14 protein-coding genes are annotated in these 18,176 nt (G+C 43.3%); 7 read left to right on the plus strand and 7 right to left on the minus strand.

The features are described from left to right. The 4 genes from CS921_RS13655 to CS921_RS13670 all read left to right on the plus strand — a co-directional run. A partial coding sequence (locus CS921_RS13655; protein WP_162921782.1) for an Ig-like domain-containing protein occupies nucleotides 1–234 on the plus strand: 234 nt, incomplete at its 5' end. A gap of 49 nt (nucleotides 235–283) precedes the next feature. Then, on the plus strand, nucleotides 284–1,360 hold the full coding sequence (locus CS921_RS13660) for an Ig-like domain-containing protein (protein WP_121497048.1): 1,077 nt from the start codon (nucleotides 284–286) through the stop codon (nucleotides 1,358–1,360). A 362-nt stretch (nucleotides 1,361–1,722) separates the two neighbouring features. Continuing rightward, on the plus strand, nucleotides 1,723–2,760 hold the full coding sequence (locus tag CS921_RS13665) for an ROK family protein (protein WP_162921783.1): 1,038 nt from the start codon (nucleotides 1,723–1,725) through the stop codon (nucleotides 2,758–2,760). A 19-nt stretch (nucleotides 2,761–2,779) separates the two neighbouring features. Further along, nucleotides 2,780–3,577 carry an HAD family hydrolase gene (locus CS921_RS13670; RefSeq protein ID WP_099224834.1) on the plus strand — a complete coding sequence of 266 codons (798 nt, stop codon included), beginning with the start codon at nucleotides 2,780–2,782 and terminating at the stop codon, nucleotides 3,575–3,577. Nucleotides 3,578–3,629: 52 nt separating this feature from the next. Here CS921_RS13670 and CS921_RS13675 read toward each other — a convergent pair whose 3' ends face one another. Next, on the minus strand, nucleotides 3,630–3,845 hold the full coding sequence (locus CS921_RS13675; protein ID WP_099224836.1) for a helix-turn-helix domain-containing protein: 216 nt from the start codon (nucleotides 3,843–3,845) through the stop codon (nucleotides 3,630–3,632). Between the two features lie 11 nt (nucleotides 3,846–3,856). Beyond that, complete coding sequence (locus tag CS921_RS13680; RefSeq protein WP_099224838.1) at nucleotides 3,857–4,339, minus strand: DUF2975 domain-containing protein; 483 nt, start codon at nucleotides 4,337–4,339, stop codon at nucleotides 3,857–3,859. Between the two features lie 223 nt (nucleotides 4,340–4,562). Here CS921_RS13680 and CS921_RS13685 point away from each other — a divergent pair, with 223 nt between their 5' ends. Continuing rightward, on the plus strand, nucleotides 4,563–6,362 hold the full coding sequence (locus tag CS921_RS13685) for a LapB repeat-containing protein (protein ID WP_099224840.1): 1,800 nt from the start codon (nucleotides 4,563–4,565) through the stop codon (nucleotides 6,360–6,362). Between the two features lie 133 nt (nucleotides 6,363–6,495). Then, nucleotides 6,496–7,218: a leucine-rich repeat domain-containing protein gene (locus tag CS921_RS13690; RefSeq protein ID WP_099224842.1), complete on the plus strand. Its 723-nt coding sequence runs from the start codon at nucleotides 6,496–6,498 to the stop codon at nucleotides 7,216–7,218. Nucleotides 7,219–7,337: 119 nt separating this feature from the next. Here CS921_RS13690 and CS921_RS13695 read toward each other — a convergent pair whose 3' ends face one another. From CS921_RS13695 to CS921_RS13710, 4 genes are all read right to left on the minus strand, one after another. Beyond that, nucleotides 7,338–9,722, minus strand: coding sequence for a phosphoketolase family protein (locus tag CS921_RS13695; RefSeq protein ID WP_099224844.1), 2,385 nt, complete (start codon nucleotides 9,720–9,722; stop codon nucleotides 7,338–7,340). A gap of 547 nt (nucleotides 9,723–10,269) precedes the next feature. Next, complete coding sequence (locus tag CS921_RS13700) at nucleotides 10,270–11,520, minus strand: FtsW/RodA/SpoVE family cell cycle protein (RefSeq protein ID WP_099224846.1); 1,251 nt, start codon at nucleotides 11,518–11,520, stop codon at nucleotides 10,270–10,272. After that, nucleotides 11,517–11,948: a PadR family transcriptional regulator gene (locus CS921_RS13705; protein ID WP_099224848.1), complete on the minus strand. Its 432-nt coding sequence runs from the start codon at nucleotides 11,946–11,948 to the stop codon at nucleotides 11,517–11,519. Before CS921_RS13705 ends, CS921_RS13700 begins: the two co-directional genes overlap by 4 nt. A gap of 2 nt (nucleotides 11,949–11,950) precedes the next feature. Then, complete coding sequence (locus CS921_RS13710) at nucleotides 11,951–12,496, minus strand: sigma-70 family RNA polymerase sigma factor (RefSeq protein WP_099224850.1); 546 nt, start codon at nucleotides 12,494–12,496, stop codon at nucleotides 11,951–11,953. Nucleotides 12,497–13,205: 709 nt separating this feature from the next. Between CS921_RS13710 and CS921_RS13715 the strand changes: the two genes are divergently transcribed. Beyond that, nucleotides 13,206–14,435 carry a leucine-rich repeat domain-containing protein gene (locus tag CS921_RS13715; protein WP_162921784.1) on the plus strand — a complete coding sequence of 410 codons (1,230 nt, stop codon included), beginning with the start codon at nucleotides 13,206–13,208 and terminating at the stop codon, nucleotides 14,433–14,435. A 420-nt stretch (nucleotides 14,436–14,855) separates the two neighbouring features. Here CS921_RS13715 and CS921_RS13720 read toward each other — a convergent pair whose 3' ends face one another. Next, nucleotides 14,856–17,948, minus strand: coding sequence for an alpha-mannosidase (locus CS921_RS13720; protein ID WP_099224854.1), 3,093 nt, complete (start codon nucleotides 17,946–17,948; stop codon nucleotides 14,856–14,858). Nucleotides 17,949–18,176 lie beyond the last annotated feature (228 nt).

The following is an 18,176-nucleotide window of genomic DNA, read 5'->3' on the forward strand; positions in this document are numbered from 1 at the left end:
GCAGATGCAGTTGTTGTTCCAACCAGCCCGACAGTTGATAATGTGACTGGGAATAGCGCGGATGGCTATACGGTGGTAGGAACAGGAACGGCAGGCGATACAATTCTGATCAAAGATGCGGATGGTAATACGATTGGAACAGGCACAGTAGATGGAAATGGAAATTATACGGTAACCCTTCCAGCGGGTAGTGCGGTAGCGGAGGAAGCATTGAAAGCAATAGCNNGAAAATAGAAATGGTGATCAAAGTGCCCCAACGCCATTTGAGACTCCGGCCGACAGTGTGGTTCTTCCAACTAGTCCGACGGTCGATAGTGTGACTGGGAACAGTACAGATGGCTATGCCGTGACGGGAACAGGAGCGACAGGCGATACAATTTTGATTCAAAATGCTGATGGTTTAACAATTGGAACGGGAACGGTAGATGGAAACGGAAATTATACGGTGACGCTTCCAGCTGGCAGTGCGGTAGCGGAGGAAAACTTGAATGCGATTGCGGAAAATAGCAATGGTGATCAAAGCGTGCCGACTCCATTCACAACTCCGGCAGATCCTATCATTGAGCCAACTAAGCCGGATGCACCAACTGTTACGAGTGTCATGGGAAATAGCGCGGATGGCTATATGGTGAGAGGTGCATCAACATTTGGTAACACTGTTATTATCATGGATACCGACGAGAACACACTTGGAACTGCAACAGTTGAAGAGGACGGCAGTTACACAGTGACTCTTGACCCTGGCAGCGCTACTGCAGAAGAGACGCTGAATGCCATTGCTGAAAATGGGGAAGGTGTTCAAAGTGATCCAACGGCCTTTGTCACACCGCAAGATCCTACAGTCGAGCCGGAACAGCCAATAGCTCCAACAGTGGACTCTGTTACAGGAAATAGTATGAATGGTTATGTCGTATCAGGAACGGCGACACCAGACGATACGATTCTAATTCAAGATGCGGATGGGAATACGATCGGGATGGGAACAGCTGATGCAGATGGCAATTACACGGTAACTTTACCAGCTGGCAGTGCGGGAGCGCAAGAACCATTAGTGGCGATTGCAGAAAATAGCGATGGTGTCCAAAGCGCGCCAACGCCATTTACAACTCCGGCAGACCCGGTAACAACACCTACTCCATCGGGAACGGACAATAATGGCGGTAGCAATCCGACGACCACAACGCCAGTGGGGATGTCCAACGTAACCAGTTCTTCAACTTTGAATCAAGCTGGTTACAGTCAGTCATCAACATTGCCGAAAACAGGAGACACTGATTCTGATGCAATCCTTCTGAGTGGACTGTTGTTGAGTCTTATTGGAGGAGGCTGGCTAGCATTTAGACGAAAAGTGGCTAAGTGAATTTGAAATTAGATTAGAGAAACCGGTTTGTCTTTCGGATGTGAGTGCGCCTCTAAAGTTAGATTTTTTGGTCTAACTTTAGGGGCGCACTATATGTTTTAGACCCGCCGTTTTTTATACAATACTTTTACTTCTCTATTATGCTCCTTTCGTTATTTATTTTGGTGGCCATTTATTTGAACTGTATCAGCTGAATTTTGCGGAAAATGTATTTTTGCTGGCATGGGGAGTAACAGCCGTTCATCTGATTTTTAAATTTCATACATTTTATATGCATAATTATAGAGGTGGCAGATAAATTTATCCGCGGCCTCTTATTTACAAAGCTGAATTTTTCTTATATAATTAAGAAGGTTTATTAAGTGAATGAAATAATGAAGGGTCGGAGGCGAACAAAAATGACCAGTGACAGCAACCTGATTCGCGAAAGCAATCTAGGCAAACTAAAAATGTGGCTCTTTCAGAAAGGCGCTGCGTTAAAAGCGGAGATGGCAGAAGGCACGTCAATCAGTGTTGTGACGATTAATGCGCTTGTGAAGGAATTGGTGGCAGACCGGACGATTCTGGAGGCTGGGCAGGTTCAGCAAAAATTAGGCCGACCAGCGATCGAGTACCAATTTAATTATGATAAACAGCACTTTTGCTTGCTTTCCATGCAGGAAGAGGCCAATCAGTTAGTTATTGAGGCAAAAATGGTTAATTTGCAGCAAGAAGTAAAATTTGCGGAGAAATATGATTTTTCGATGCCAACTATGGGAAATTTTCAAGGCATTATCAAAGAACTGCTGGCACAACCGCTTGCTTTTGATAAAATTGGCCTGTCTTTCCCGGGGAAAATTCACCAGGATGTCGTGACTTCTAGCTGGTATGGCAAATTTGACGGGTGGAATTTTCGCGAATTGATGCAGGAAGTGACTGAAAAACCGCTAATTGTTCAAAATGATGCCCATTTGATGACGATTGGGTACTGCTTGAATCACCATGTCGGGCGGCAGGAGACGATTGTGGGAATTTTTTATCCGAAAAAAAGCATGCCAGGGATTACGATTTTTGCAGGAGGACACTTGGTGGAAGGGCATCTCGGACTTGCAGGAGAAGCCAAGTTTTTGCCGATGATGACGGGCCCCAATCAACCGGTCCAAAATGATGCGGCATTAGCCGGAAATCTGGCAGATATTGTGGCGCTCTATAATGTGATCATTGCGCCGCATGCCTTTGTTCTATCTTCTGAAAGTGTGGATCGACAGGTGATCGAGCAGGCAATCCAAGCAGATACTTATTTGAAGCAGCATCCGAACAAGCCGGCCTTTTATTTCGATCAAAGTTTTCAGGAGAGCGTGCAAAGTGGCTTGTTTTGGCTGGTGACGCAGAAGACGATTTTTGATCCGACTAATTTTTAAGAAAACAGGAGGCAACAACATGATTAAATTAGTGATTACAGATATGGATGGGACATTTTTAAATAGCAAAAGTGAGTTTAACCGTCCGCTTTATCAGAAAGTCAAGCAGTTGATGAAAGAAAAAGGTGTTCAGTTTGCCCCGTGCACTGGGAAACAATGTGAACGTGTAGAAGCGATTTTCGGCGAAGAGGATACGAAGGATTTATGGATTTTGGGCGATAGTGCAACAAGAATCAAACGAAATGGCGAATATGTGTATGAATCACTGCTTCCGAATGAATTGGGACAGAGAATTATTGCGAAATTAGAGGAAATTGCGAATGATTATACGATTATTGCCTGCACGCCGACAGCGGCTATTGTAAAAAATAGTACGCCGGACGAAATTGTGAACAAAGTGGTGCGTGGCTCGTATCAAAATGTGGGCTTTGTGGATGAGTATAAAGAAATCAAGGAAGATTTTGTGAAAATTACGATTTTTGATCTTCAAAAAAGATGTTTTGCAACGCGTGAAAAGCTGGCTGAATTTTTCGATGAGGCCTATATTGTGGCTTCGGAAGCGCAATGGATCGACATTTCTAATCATGGCGTGCATAAAGGGACGACGGTTCAGGAACTGCAAAAAATGCTGGGCGTCACGAAAGCAGAAACGATGGTATTCGGTGACGGCTTTAATGACATTGAACTGATGGAGCAGGGCGATTATAGTTTTGCGATGCGAAACGGTTTCGATGCATTAAAAGAAAAAGCACGTTATATTACGCGTTCCAATGATGAAGATGGTGTTTTGACAACGATTGAACAATTTTTAAGATAAACAGGAAAAAGGCTCGGATGACTCACTAGAAAAGTGAGCAGCCGAGCCTTTTTTAATTGTCTTCATCAGGTACATATTCCAGAATATCACCGGGTTGGCAGTCTAGCGCTTTGCAAATCGCCGCCAGTGTAGAAAAACGAATGGCTTTAGCTTTTCCATTTTTTAAGATGGACAAATTGGCCATGGTAATTCCCACTTTTTCAGTTAGCTCTGTTACACTCATTTTCCGTTTGGCAAGCATGACATCAATATGAATAATAATTTCCATTTTTTCTCACCTCAAACTGTTAAGTCGTTCTCAGATTTTATTTTGACGGCGCTGATAAAGAGCTTTTGAAGAACGGTCGTGAATACGGAAATGACCAGGCAAGCGAAAAATAGGACTAGTCCGATTGCTAAAAATCCGGGTGAATCGTCTTTATCAGCAAAAATATAAAAGAATGGCAGGATGGCTAGATAAATAATGGTATCAATCAGCGCGCAGTTTTTAATGATTTTAAGTGCGCGGATCGAAAGTGTAGAAAAAGCTTCATTACGATCGATGTAGCTTAACAGTTTCAAACCCTGATAGAGCGCTGTAAAAAACGGAATCGCTGACAGTGTGAGACCAGTTAAAATTGCCGTGGTGATTTTTCCGAATAATCCGCCCGCTTGATAAACAGCTCGATAGCCGACAGCCGGGAATCCTAATCCGATAATGGTCAAGATGAAAAGTCCGATTAGAATAATGACGATCTTTAGGAATAGCGTTTCTTTTTTCATAGGGAACACCTCGTTTAATTTGTTGTTAGGAATAGTATAAAACAAAATTTATCGTTTTGCAATAAAAATATATTGAAAAACATTTTGGCGATTGCTACGCATGACATAATAAGTTTGAGAAAAATTCACTAAATTGTCACATTAAAATGGAAAAAGGTACGCAAAAGTACTTGATTAAGGAATATAATAAATATTGCTCTAATATAGAAAGGAGTAATATTTATTGAAAAATACATCTAAGAAGTTGGGTATACCACTTATTGCGATATTAAAGGTTTTAAGTCCGCTGACTCCGTTGGCTGATACAACAGAAACGGTTTCGGAAAATAACGCTACTGAGACAAGCGGCTCTGGCCAAGGTGAGCAGACCGTTCAAAACCAAACAGAAGGCCAATCGACAGAAGGAAATTTGAAAGCGATCACCAAGACCTTCAATGACTGGTTTCCTGATGATAACTTGGCAAAAGCCGTTGCGAATGAGCTTAATAGGCAGCCATCTGATTCGGTTAGTCTGGATGAACTTGGGCAAATGGAAGAATTAGACTGCAGTGGCATGGGAATCAAAGATATGAGCGGTTTAGAGTACCTCTCGGGTCTTGTTTTTCTTAGCTGCTATAATAATGAGTTAACGACATTAGATGCAAGCAAAAATCAGAATTTGGAATTTATTGGTTGTGATAATAACCAGCTGACCGAATTAGATATTTCTCAAAATAAGAATATAAACACATTTTCCTGTGAAAATAACCAACTGACTGAACTAGATGTCAGTCAGAATCTGGAATTGGTTAATTTGTATTGCGGTGGGAATCAATTGACGACTATTCATTTCAATTCTGGACTAGGCGTTTTATACTGCGAAAATAATCAATTAACGGAATTAGATTTGAGTGCAATTGATAGTTTAGATGCTTTGGAATGTGGAGGCAATCAGTTAACGGAGTTAGATGTTAGCAAACATACACAGCTTGGTTACTTAGGTTGTGCAGGCAATCAATTGACTGATTTAGACTTGAGTCAAAATCTAAAGTTGGATACGCTGGATTGTTCGAATAATCAATTGACAGAACTAGATTTAAGCCAAAATCCAAGTCTATCTTCTCTTTTGGGTGGAGGCAATCAGTTAACTACCTTAGATTTAAGTCAAAACTCTAAAGTGGTGGAGTTGGACCTTCCATCCAATCAATTGACTACGTTGGATCTGAGTAATATTCAAAACTTGTCATGGCTAAACTTAGATAACAATAAGGTGCAAGATTTCTCCTTTATTCCAAGCAATGTAATAGTAGTTACGGCGATTGATCAAAAATTTACATTAGACCTGCAAAAAGGAACGGGCGGGAAGTTAACTGTGCCTGTTAGTACGGAGCTGAAAGATGAAGTGGGTGCTGCAATGATGATTACGCCAAGTGATAATGGCGTGTATGATCCGGCAACCAATACGATTACGTGGGAAAATTTGCCAGCTTCTGGCGAGGTCAGCTACAGTTTCATTTCAACTAGTGGTTTTTGCGGAGGCACGTTCACCATTCCTTATCAAGTGACGCAACCTATTTCGCTGACGGCTGATGATGAGATTACGTATAATCAAACGGACACGGTTTCTGAGGCGCAATTTTTACAAGATGTGCACGCGCAAACGGAGGCGGGCAATCAGTTGTCTAGTGATTTTGAAACGATTGTGGATTTCTCGACACCGGGGGATTATGAAGTGACCATTACAGCTTCTAATGGGACGGAAACGGTGGAAAAGAAAGTGGTCGTGCATGTTGCAGTGACTGAAGAGCAGCCCGTTACACCTGGAAATGATTCGACAGATGGAGAAACTAGTACGGATCAGGATGTTCAAAAAAATGCCAACACTTCTGCGGATCAAAATGTCGCTGTCAAAGTCAATCCAAGCAATGATGTGACACAAAAAATGGCTTTGCCTAAAACTGGCGATCAGGGGGCAAGTGGCTGGATGGTTTTTGGTAGTGCAGTGGCGGTTCTGGGCGTTTATTTGTTAAGAAGGAAGAAATAATTTGTCAAAAAATGTCGATTTAGTGTTTGCTGTTGATTTTTAATTTGTATAGTTAACGACTGTTAATTACAACCTGTTTGTGTATTTATATAATGGAGCGTACACAAAAAATTGATAAAAGGAGATTAACAAGTTGAACTATTTTACATTTGTAGATGTATGGAAAAACAAGTTGATTTTAACAGCTTTATTAATAATTGCGGTATTGGGCATTTTCTTCCCAACTTCCACCAGTGCTATGTGGGAGGGCGAGGCAGATCCTTCGTTTCATTTTGATGAAAATGGGGTGTTAATTTCTGCACCGATTAACGCCATTTTCCCAGATAAAGAAGTGGCGATGACCATAGCGGCCGCAGTCGGTGATGAAGTAGAGGATGTCATTTTACTTGATGAGCTTAAACGCATTAAATTCTTAAATCTAGAAGATCGCAATATCAAAAGTTTAGAGGGTATTCAGCATTTAACAGAGCTAGAAATATTAGTCTGCGGATCTAATAAGTTGACCAGTTTAGATGTTTCGCAGAATAAAAAGCTTGTGGAACTGCATTGTGATCGGAATGAAATCAGCAGCCTGCAATTGGATAATCCAAAATTAAAAGTTCTTTATGCCGACAGTAATCGCTTAAGTTATCTAGATACAGCTGGATTGCCGAAATTAATGGAGCTTAATGTTGGGATTAATGATTTAGTGAGTCTCGATCTGACAAAGAACCCAGAATTGGAAACCCTAAGCGGCTACATGAATAATGATCTTGAAGTGGTAGATCTGTCCCCTCTTGCAGAAGAAAAAGGAATTTCGCTCAATTTTTTCACGAAAACCTATCAAATGATCGATAATATGTTGATTTTTAGATAAAAAGAAGCGATAGGATGGCTTATTGCGCCGTTCTCTAAAAAACTACTTAACAAAAAAGAATCTGGCAATCCAACCGAGATGTTGGCCGCCAGATTCTTTTTTATTAGAGTAAATGGTGCTTATTTTCCTGAGCTGATCAGACCGTTCGAGAGAGGCGACCATTTCCAGTTTTCGACTTCTGGGATGTCTACGCCGTTTTCGCGAATATAGTCGTGATGATAGGCGACCGTGTCACACATTTTTTGGCTGAAATCAGCAGCTTTGTCACCATAAACGGCATTTGCGGCATCCTGTGCCAGGTGGAATCGGTCCATTTCACTCAGAACGCGCATGTCGAACGGTGTTGTGATGTCGCCGTTTTCGCGGTAGCCATGAATGAACAGATGGTGATTGTGACGGTTGAAGAAAATATCGCGAATCATGCCTTCATAACCGTGGAATGCGAAAATGACGGGCTTATCTGCTGTGAAATAAGCATCAAATTCTTCATCACTAAGGCCGCGCGGATCTACATCTGGATGGCGCAGTTTCAAAATGTCGACCACATTGATGAAGCGGATCTTCATTTCTGGGAACGCCTTGTTTAAGATGGTGACAGCTGCCAAGGCTTCCATATTCGGCTCCGTACCAGCTGCGGCGATAACAAGGTCGGGCTCTTCATTGCCGCATGTTGAGGCCCAATCGATGACTTTCAGCCCGTCACGAACAAGGATTTCTGCTTCTTCTGTGGAGAAGAATTGTGGACGCGGGTGCTTGGATGAAACGATCAGGTTGATGCGTTCTTCAGAGCGGAGTGCGTCATCCATAACCGCTAACAGGCTGTTGGTGTCTGCTGGCAGGTATTCGCGGATGAATTCCGGTTTCTTCTCTGCAAGGTGCGTCAAGATGCCGGGATCCTGATGGGTGTAACCGTTGTGATCTTGTTGGAAAACGGTGGACGTAGCAATCACATTCAGCGACGGATACTGCTTGCGCCAAGTTTGTTCTTTTGCTTTACGCAGCCATTTGAAGTGCTGGGTCAGCATGGAGTCCACGACGCGTAGGAACGATTCATAGCTGGCAAAGAAGCCGTGACGTCCGGTTAATACATAGCCCTCAAGGAAGCCTTCTGCCTGATGCTCTGAAAGTTGTCCATCGATGACGCGGCCGGCAGGCGATAACCATTCATCGCGAGGGAATTCGGCTGGTGCCAACCACTGACGGTCAGTCGCTTCAAAAACTTTTCCCATACGGTTTGATTTGGTTTCGTCAGGGCCGAAGATGCGGAAGTTTTCAGGATTGGCTTTGACGATATCCCGTGCAAAATTACCAAATTCAATCATATCCTGTGTGGTGAGCTGTTTTGTCGCTGTATCGACGGCATAATTTTTCCAATCGGGCAAATTGATCGGCTGCGGGTCGATGCCACCATTTGTGATCGGGTTCATCGCCATCCGTTTGTCGCCTTTTGGTGCCATTTCTTTGATTTCTGGTTTCAGCTTGCCGTCTTCTGTGAACAGTTCGGCGGGACGATAAGACTCAAGCCAATCAACAAGGGCATCCATATGTTCCAGGTGATGCTGGTCGACTGGGATTGGTACTTGGTGCGCCCGGAAACTGCCTTCGATTGGTTCGCCGTTCCATTCTTTTGGCCCCGTCCAGCCTTTTGGTGTGCGGAAAATGATCACCGGCCATGCTGGCATTACGGCTTCAGTGGCTGCTTTTTTGCGTGCATCATTTTGAATGTTCCGGATTTTCTCGATTGCTTCATCCAATTTAGCGGCCATGACCGGGTGCACCTTGGCAGGGTCTTCACCTTCAACAAAAATCGGATCCCAGCCGAGCCCGCGGAAGAATAGAGACAGCTCTTCGTCGGATTTGCGTGAAAGGATGGTCGGGTTGGAAATTTTAGCCCCATTCAGGTAAAGAATCGGCAACACGGCGCCATCGTTTACTGGGTTGATAAAGACGTTGGAGAACCAGCCGGCTGCTAGTGGACCGGTTTCAGCTTCACCGTCTCCGATAACCGTTGCTGCAATCACGTCCGGGTTGTCGAGAATGGCCCCTGTCGCGTGCGAAAGGGCATAGCCTAGTTCGCCGCCTTCGTGAATGGATCCGGGAGTTTCAGGTGCTGCGTGTGAAGCAATGCCGCCTGGGAAGGAAAATTGTTTGTAGAGCTTTTGCAGACCAGCTTCGTCCTCAGTGATGTCGGGATAGATTTCCGTGTAGCTTCCGTCCAGATAGGAATTGGAAACCATCACTTGACCGCCGTGTCCGGGCCCTTCAATGTAAAACATGTTGAGGTCGTATTTATTGATCGCACGGTTCAGGTGCGCGTAAATGAAGTTTTGACCGGAGATGGTGCCCCAGTGGCCGATCGGATGCACTTTGACGTCATCTTTTTCAAGCGGGCGGCGAAGCAGTGGATTTCCTTTCAGATAAAGCTGGCCGACAGAGATAAAATCAGCCGCGCGCCACCAAGCGTCTACTTTTTCAAGATACTCTGGAGATGAATAATCAGTCATACAAATCAGTCCTTTTACAAGTTTTTAGGAAAAACAGCCGTCCACTTTCGTTTGTGATATTTTGAGCATTTCGGCTGATAATTCCTTTGTTAATTTAATGATAAGCCACGCTGTGTAAAAAGAGTATCCTTTTTGAACGCCATTTTTTGTCAGATGAATGTTAAGCACGGGACTGTGGTGATTGAAAATTCTTGTAATTTCTGAGCCATTCATCTGGCTATTTCGGCTGATTGAGCACGATGGAAAGCTATTTAAATGGTTGAACGGCTAGTAACGTGTATTTTTGTGGTCATTTCTCATATGGATGGGAGAAGCTTTCTAAACCAACTAATAAACTTAATTCTTATGCTGTTTCAAAAGCACACGTTCGATTCCAATTAAAGGAATCGAACGTGTTTTTTTATAAACGAAATAGGGTCGTGCAAGTAAAGGCACTATGAATAATCAATAAAATCCCTTTTTCAGCAAAGGTTTTTTCATCTAGTATGCAGGCCCTCGATTTCGCTAGGTGTTTTAATAGAGTGCTTGACCATGTTTGTACGCGAAATCAATTTGTCACGGTAGCTTCTACGAGATCTTTTCTTCGATAAACGTTCAGAATAAGGCCCAGCAATGCAGAGTAAACTAGTAATAAGCTTCCTCCATAACTAATAAATGGCAGAGGGACAGGCATGATTGGGAGTATTCCAAGACCCATTAGAATGTTCCAACAAGTGGGGACAATAAATAATACAGCGCCTCCGATTACTAATATTCTGCCGAATAAATCCTTGGTTTTAAAGGCATTTAATGAAATTCGCAAAATAAATATAAAGAGGAGAAGACAGAGGATGATTCCGAATACCCAGCCAAGAGAATAGACGAGAAATGGGAATACAAAGTCTGTATGCGCTTCTGGAAGCTTTAAATCATTGTGGAGTCCATTGCCAAACCAACCGGCCTCTGAAAGAATATCTTTCAATGGTAGGAGCGTATCAGAGAGATAGCGATTAGGGAAATGAAGGATCATCGTGCTAATGAAAATAATACCTATAAGCAAGTTCCCCAAGGCCACTTTAATAGCAAATTGTTTATGAACATTAGAAAAAACATACATCACTAATACGCAAAAGAAGTATATAATACTGAACATAAATTGGGAGACCATCATGTAGAGAAGAACTGGAATCCAAAATAGAAGTAAGAGTAGTCCTTGTTTTTTCCACCCTTTAAACGCATTGGCTTTGGCCAAAATACCAGCCCATGCTAAGAAAAACAAAAATAGAGATATGGCCGGGCCATCAATTGTAATCCCCCCGAGAGAAAGCCATCTTTTTACTCCATCAAGCTCGATACCGACTGAAAAAGTTAGACCGAATAGGATTAAGCCGCCTCCATAAAAATACATCCACAAATTTTTCAGCTTTCTATAATCAAAGAATAGAAAACCTATAAGTGCAAGAATAGCAAGGACGATCCAGACTGCCTGTTGTTTTATAAAAGAAATACTGGGTGCTGAAAAACCACCAATCAGTGGAAGAAAACTCATACCGGCAAGAATGACAAATAAAGCAATAAGGAGCCAATCCATTCTTGGTTTATGAAGATGATTCATATTTTCCCCAACGACAGAAGGGTCGCCCATTTCCTGCATGGCCTTTTTATCCGCATCCTCTACAGATAACCCGCTCGCTTGAAAGGCTTGACTTAGCTCTTCCATGTGATCACTCAGTTCCTTTTTAATCATACCGCGCGCTTCCTTGGATTTTATTTTAGAGAGGACCTTGTTTAAATATTCCTCAAATTTAAAAGAACTCATAAGGAGACCTCCTCAATGAAATATTTCAGTGATGCGCGTTGTTTCGGGCCACTATGCTTCCACTCAGCGGCATATTTCTTCCCTTTTGCAGTTAGGGAATAGTATTTCCTGCCTTCCATCCATTTGGACGTAATGATTTTCTTGTTTTCAAGTAGATGTAAAAGGATATAAAGCTGACCTTCTTTGTTTTTAAAATCAAGCTCGTTTTTTCGAAGTAATTGGGTGGAAATATCATACCCATGCTTTGCTCCACCTTGCAGTGAATCTAATATATTTTCAAGGGTTTCTGCTTTCCAATAGTGAAGTTCTAGTTGAGATTGTTTCCTGCGAATGGTTTCTTTCACCTCATTTTTTTTCTCCTCGGAAAAAGAAAGAGCTGCAAAATCTTTTTTGATCGAATTTTTCAAGTCATAGAATGGATTGTCCATGGTTAAACCTCCTTTTTCATCTGTATCTTTAATAGTTCCCTTGCGTGCTTTAATCTGGTTTTCAATGTATTGCTATTTATCCCAGTTATTTTGCTGATATTTGCTAAGGAAAGCTCCTCGTAGTAATGCAAAAACACAACTTCTCTATATTTTTCTGGTAAATCCATAACGGCGCTCGTTAAACTACTTGCTATATTTTTTGAGATGAGTTCTTCTTCAATATGTTTTGATTTGGACGGGAGATAGTCCCCCACTTTATCGCTAAATTTGATTTTACGATAATGCCAGCTGCGCAAGTAATCCTTACAATGATTAATGGCGATTCGATATAGCCACGTTTTTATGGATGATTTATTATGAAACTGATCTAGCTTTTCATAGCACTTAATAAATATCTCTTGTGTTAAATCCTCAGCTATCGTTCGATTTTTTACATAGGAGAAAACAAGATGCAATATATCATCACCGTAATGATCCATTAATTGACCGATAATTTCCTCGTTGTTTTCTATACTATGAACATTTATTGCTATTTCTTCATTAGCCATCTAAGTTTCACCTCTTTCTCTATTTTAGACGAAGCAAGCGGTATTTTGGTTTGGAAAAGTATGAGAAATCTTTTTTTATTGGGATTGAATTTTAAAGATGTTTTTTTGTACGAATAAAAGGAGGAAGTCTTACAGTAGCTGAGGAGAGGACAACCTCATTTATTGTCTATTGAGAAGAAAAGCTTTGCCCAGTTTAATAGGACGAAACCAAGGTTTAGTCTTGAATGAATATAAGATTAGATGCACCGTTGTCTTAATTATAAAGCATTGTGAAGCATTTAACGTTTAATTAAAGCGAAATCAAAAATTTGAGATGGAATCTTTTTTACAATGCATAAAAAGGTGAATAATGCTTTGAGTTATGATCGCCTTAGATATATTTTAAAAAATGGGCAAAAAAGAATGAAAAAATGACGATTTGTGGCTTGATTTTATCGTTCGCAACAAGAATCGAGCATTTCATTATATTTTTGGATAGGTCGGTTTTTGCGTTTATGGCGAAAATTATGGTACTTAGATGAATAAAGTTTTAGGATGAACACGGTCCATAGCCTAAAAGCAGGAATATATGATCGGTTAAAATTACAAAATGCGAAATTCGCTTTAAAAAAAGGACGGCAACATATGACAATTGATAAGGAGCTTCAATACAAGGGAGAATATAATGAGCTTAAGCTTCATCAATACAATTAAAAAGGGAGATGACAAAATGAAAATGTTTAAAATGCTGCTATGTTTTGCGATAGGAGTGCTTGTAATCGCGATGCCATTAATGGTTCATGCGGCGGGTAAAAAGGGAGCTGAAGAAAAAAGGGTCTTTCAACAATGGTTTCCTGATGAATGTCTGGCAAAAGCAGTCGCTGATGAAATGGGTAAAAACTTAACAGATCAGGTCAGTCGTGAAGAATTAAGTCGTGTAACAAAGTTAGATTGTTTTGATTTAGGCATTCAAGATATGAGTGGGCTAAAATACTTGCGAGGCTTAGAGCATCTGAATATTACATTTAATTCTGTGTCTGACATGGATTTAACCCAATGTAAAAAATTAAAACGACTTGAGTGTGCTGAAAATAAGTTGACAAGATTGGATCTGAATCAATGTAAGAAATTAGAAGAAGTTTTTTGTAATAATAATCAACTGGCAAAACTGAATATAAAACAATGTAAAGAATTAAAAGAACTCCATTGCTACCGAAATAATTTGGCTAAGTTAAAGTTAAATAATTACAAGAAATTGAAATGCCTCAATTGTAACGATAATGAATTAGAGAAATTGGAGCTAAGTGGTTGCAGGAAGCTAGATCATCTTAGGTGTAACTCAAACAAATTGACTAAACTAGTTTTGAATAAATGTCATGATCTGACAAGTGTGAGTTGTTTTGGTAATAAATTGATAAAGTTAGATGTGAGTGATAGTGATGATTTATTTGAACTTGACTGTCATGCCAATCAACTGACCACGGTGAATTTGCCTAAAAATCCTAACAGAATTGATCATCTAGATGTATCTCATAATGCCATTCAAGATTTTTCATTTATTCCAGAAGAAGTCATTGATTTTAAGGGAGGTAAGCAGGATATCACGGTAGATCTGGGTAAGCGGGTCAACCAAGCAGGAGAACTGACCATTTCAGTAAGCCCGAACTTGAAAGATGTATTTGGGAATTCTGGGACGATGAAAATTTTACCGGATGACGGAGGAATATATGATGCTTCCACGAATACTATTGCATGGACAAATTTAGGTGACAAAGGAAACGTAAGCTATTCTTTCAGGGGCATTAGCAGTGATGGTGACTTTATACTCCCAGAGGAAGACGATACAGATGACATCTTGCTTGGGCATGATTACTGGAAGCACTTTGCAGATCCTAATGAGGTACGTGATTATAGTATAATTAGAAGTGGCGGCAAGATTACACTTCATTATCAGAAATAGGGTAAAAAATCGATTGATCATCAAATCTTGCGAGAGCCAAATAGTAACTCAACAGATATAGGCGCAAAAAGAAGGATTCCATTCACCAGGGGAGCAAAAAATCTGTTCGTTAAAACTAAAAATGACAGGGCTTTATAATAGTTATTCTAAGGTCTGTGCTTACGCTAGAATAGCTACTGTGCTCATACAGTAAATAACTTAGAGTGCTAGCTTTTGGCTTGGTTGTACTATACAAATAAATAAAAATGATAAGTCGATCTATTCTCTTTGAATAGGTCGATTTTTCAGCTTGAATAGATCTCTTTAATCTCGATGGCAGACAGATTTTTTAACTGCTGCTCAAAATTACAGTGAAAAACCCCATTCTACTGGCACTAGAATGGGGTGGGCTGGGAAACACGATGGCCTCCCGTTTTTTCCTCAAACCAAACGAAGCGTTAAGATCTCATAAGGCGAGAGGGCAATGCTTTCGGCTGGTGCAAGTTCTTGTTCGATTTCTTCCAGCAAATTGCAGCTGTACAACTGTCTGCATGGCGTCGTTAGGCGGATCGACGTGTGGGAGCCTGCGAATTCGTGAAGCCGGAGGATCGTTCCGCTGCCATCTTCTGCCTGCTTGACTGCATCGATCATGACGTTTTCGCCGGATAGCTGGATGGCGGATTCAAATGCAGCGGTTCCTTTTTGGACGAGTAGCGGGTCGTTGAGATGCCAGGCTGCTTTGGCTGTGCCGCCGTCAATGAAGTCGCCGGTATGTGGATAAAGGGAGTACGTGAAGCTGTGCAAGCCGCGATCGGCATCGGGATCGGGATAACCGGCCGCTTTTAGAAGGGAAAGTCGCATCACGCTGTCCTTTACATCGGAGCCATATTTGGAATCGTTTAGAAGACTGACGCCATATCCTTTTTCGCTTAAATCGATCCACTGGTGGCAAACTGTCTCGAAACGCGCATGGTCCCAGCTGGTGTTCCAGTGTGTCGGCCGCTTTACATTGCCGTATTGAATGTCATAGGTGGCTTCGCGGGCATGAACATCGATTGGGAAGGCGACCTTGAGCAATTTGTTGCGGTCCTGCCAATCCACCGTCGTTTCAAAGCGGATTTCTGCACTTTGATGATAAAAATGGGTTTTCTGACGAATCGTTGAGAAGCGGGTCTGCCATTCGGTGGCCAGTGTAAAGCGCAGTGGGCCATTATGAAGCACCTCAAAACGAGTTAAATCTGTCACTTCTGCCATTTTTTCCTGATAGAATAAATCAATATCCCAAGCGTCGTGCCAAAGTGGCTTGTCCTCAAATAATTGGAAAACATTGCCGCGTTGACCGGTTTTCAACACGGAACGCTGATTTTGCTTGTCGAATAGTTCGCTGATTTGACCGGCCTCGTTCCAAGCGACGCGATAAAACGGTGTTTCTAGTTGCCGCGCCTGAAAATGAAACGGTGTCGCTGCCTTGACTGCTGGCCGATCGGGCGCCTCCGCGACGCTGATGGATGTGGCAGCTAACGGCGCAACATCCGGCAAGTAGACCAGCCAGGAATCAGCATCCAATTGCTCGGCTGGAAGCGCCTCCCCGTCCGCGTTTTCAAATGCCAGTCTTTCTCCAAGACAAGAAATTTCCACATATCGAGCGCCCCCAAATGATGAACTATTCCAAACCGTCCACCGGTCGCGATCTGGCCGCAGGGAGCGTTCATAAAAGCTAGCCTCAAGAGCCCCCAGCTTCTGCTCAGCCTCCTGATATTCCAGCCGAGCGTCCATGTAGACCTCTTTGATCGACGAGCCCGGAATGATGTCATGGAACTGATTGCGCAGGACGATCTCCCAAATGGCAGCCAGTTCGGCATGCGGATAACGGTCGCCATGTTGCAGGGCGCGGCTTTGAAGCAGCCATTCGAGCCGCCGGAGCCGCAGTTCCAGCTTGCGATTGGCCTTTTTGACAGCCGCTTGACTCGTATAGGTGCCGCGATGGTATTCAAAATACAGTTCGCCGTCCCAAGTGTGCACATATTGATCCGTCTCGTCGACCGTCTGATGCAACTTTTTAAAGTAGGAGCTGGCGTGTTCCGCTTTGACAGTCGGCATGCCCGGCATCTCGTCGAAGCGGCGCCGCATTTCGAGCATTTCCCGGTTCACACCGCCGCCGCCATCCCCGTAACCGTAAGCCAGAAGAAGCGGGGACTCCAGCTGCTTGTCCTGATAGCGGTCCCACAGCCCGGTGAGCTCGCTGGCCGTCATTTTACCATTGTAAGTCGAAATGTGGCTGTTTTGATCGGGCGCCGTGATGAAGTGCGTCAAGATTTCCGTCCCGTCAATTCCGCGCCACATGAACGTATCGTGCGGCATGCGGTTATACTGATTCCAGCTGATTTTGGTCGTCATAAACGTATCCAACCCGACTTTTTTCATGATCTGCGGCAGGGCAAAACTGTAGCCAAAAACATCCGGCAGCCACAAGTAGGTCGACGGTTTGCCAAACTCCTCGCGCAGGAATTTTTGCCCGTAGAGGAACTGGCGCACAAGCGATTCGCCGCTCGGAATATTGCAGTCCGCTTCCAGCCACATGCCGCCCTCCGCTTCCCATTCGCCGCTTTCGATTCGCGCCTTGATCCGTTCGTAGATTTCCGGATAATCCCGCTTGATATAGGCATAAAGCTGCGGTTGCGTCTGCAAAAACTGATATTCCGGATAGTCTTCCATCAAGTGCAAGACGGTTGAAAAGGAGCGAGCGGCCTTTTCGCGAGTGTGCGCTAACCGCCACAGCCAGGCGACATCGATATGTGTGTGGCCGACAGCCGATACTTCAAACGTCTTGTTCGGCGGCAGTTTCGCGAGCTCCGTTTTTAAAAATTGACCGGCCGTCTCGATAGATGCGATACAAGCCGCATCTCCCGGCAGACTCCAGTCGATCATCTTGAAACTGCGGTTGGTCGCCTGCAAAAGCCGTTCGGCATCCAGACTGCCCTTTGCCAGCACCTGATGCGTCGTTAGTGCCGCTTTGGCCGTGAAATAGAGGTCGTCCACGCCGAGCAGCAAGTAGCCGATAAATGCCCGTTTGATTTCATGTGTCTGCTCGCGAGGCTGGCCGCCGCCTTCAAGACCCGACCACAGCCGGAATGTCAGCGTGACCGTTCTGCCGGCAAAATCGTCGGGAAACAGGACCTCCTTATGGTTCTGGTCGACACCTTGGTAGGGCGTGCCGTTAACGAACAGCAGGGACTCAAAGCCAAAATTATTGCCGTCGCCAGTCGTGCCGAAGTCGAAATAGCCGACTAGACGGGCGTTTTCTTTGATAGACGGGAAGGTGACGACGGTTTGCAGCCATAGGTAGCGGTCGCGGCCCGTCCAGCGCTCGCCTAGATGGATGTCGTTGTTTGAAAATGTGATGTCATGCGGATAAAGGCCGTTTTGTCCGTCGTCCTCGGCCGTTTGGAACCGCTCGATTGTATGTGCAGGCTGATGGCGGTATAGGTCGACCTCGTCCAGCCGCCGCCGTAATTTTTCTTCTGTTAAAAACATCTACCCAAAACTCCTTTCGTGAACGCTTTCAATATAGCACATCTTCCGCGCAAGTCAATTTGACGGGGAACGGGCATTGGGAGCGGCCCGGCTCGGCAAATGCGCCTTCTGGACGGGGTTTTCGCACTTGATATTGGACAAATTGCATAAAAATGGATTATTCATAGGAGTTTTGCGGACAGCGTTGAAATTGATGGAATCCCTTACTATACTTGATTTGAAAGCGAA

Source organism: Listeria costaricensis (assembly GCF_900183385.1).
GTDB lineage: Bacteria > Bacillota > Bacilli > Lactobacillales > Listeriaceae > Listeria > Listeria costaricensis.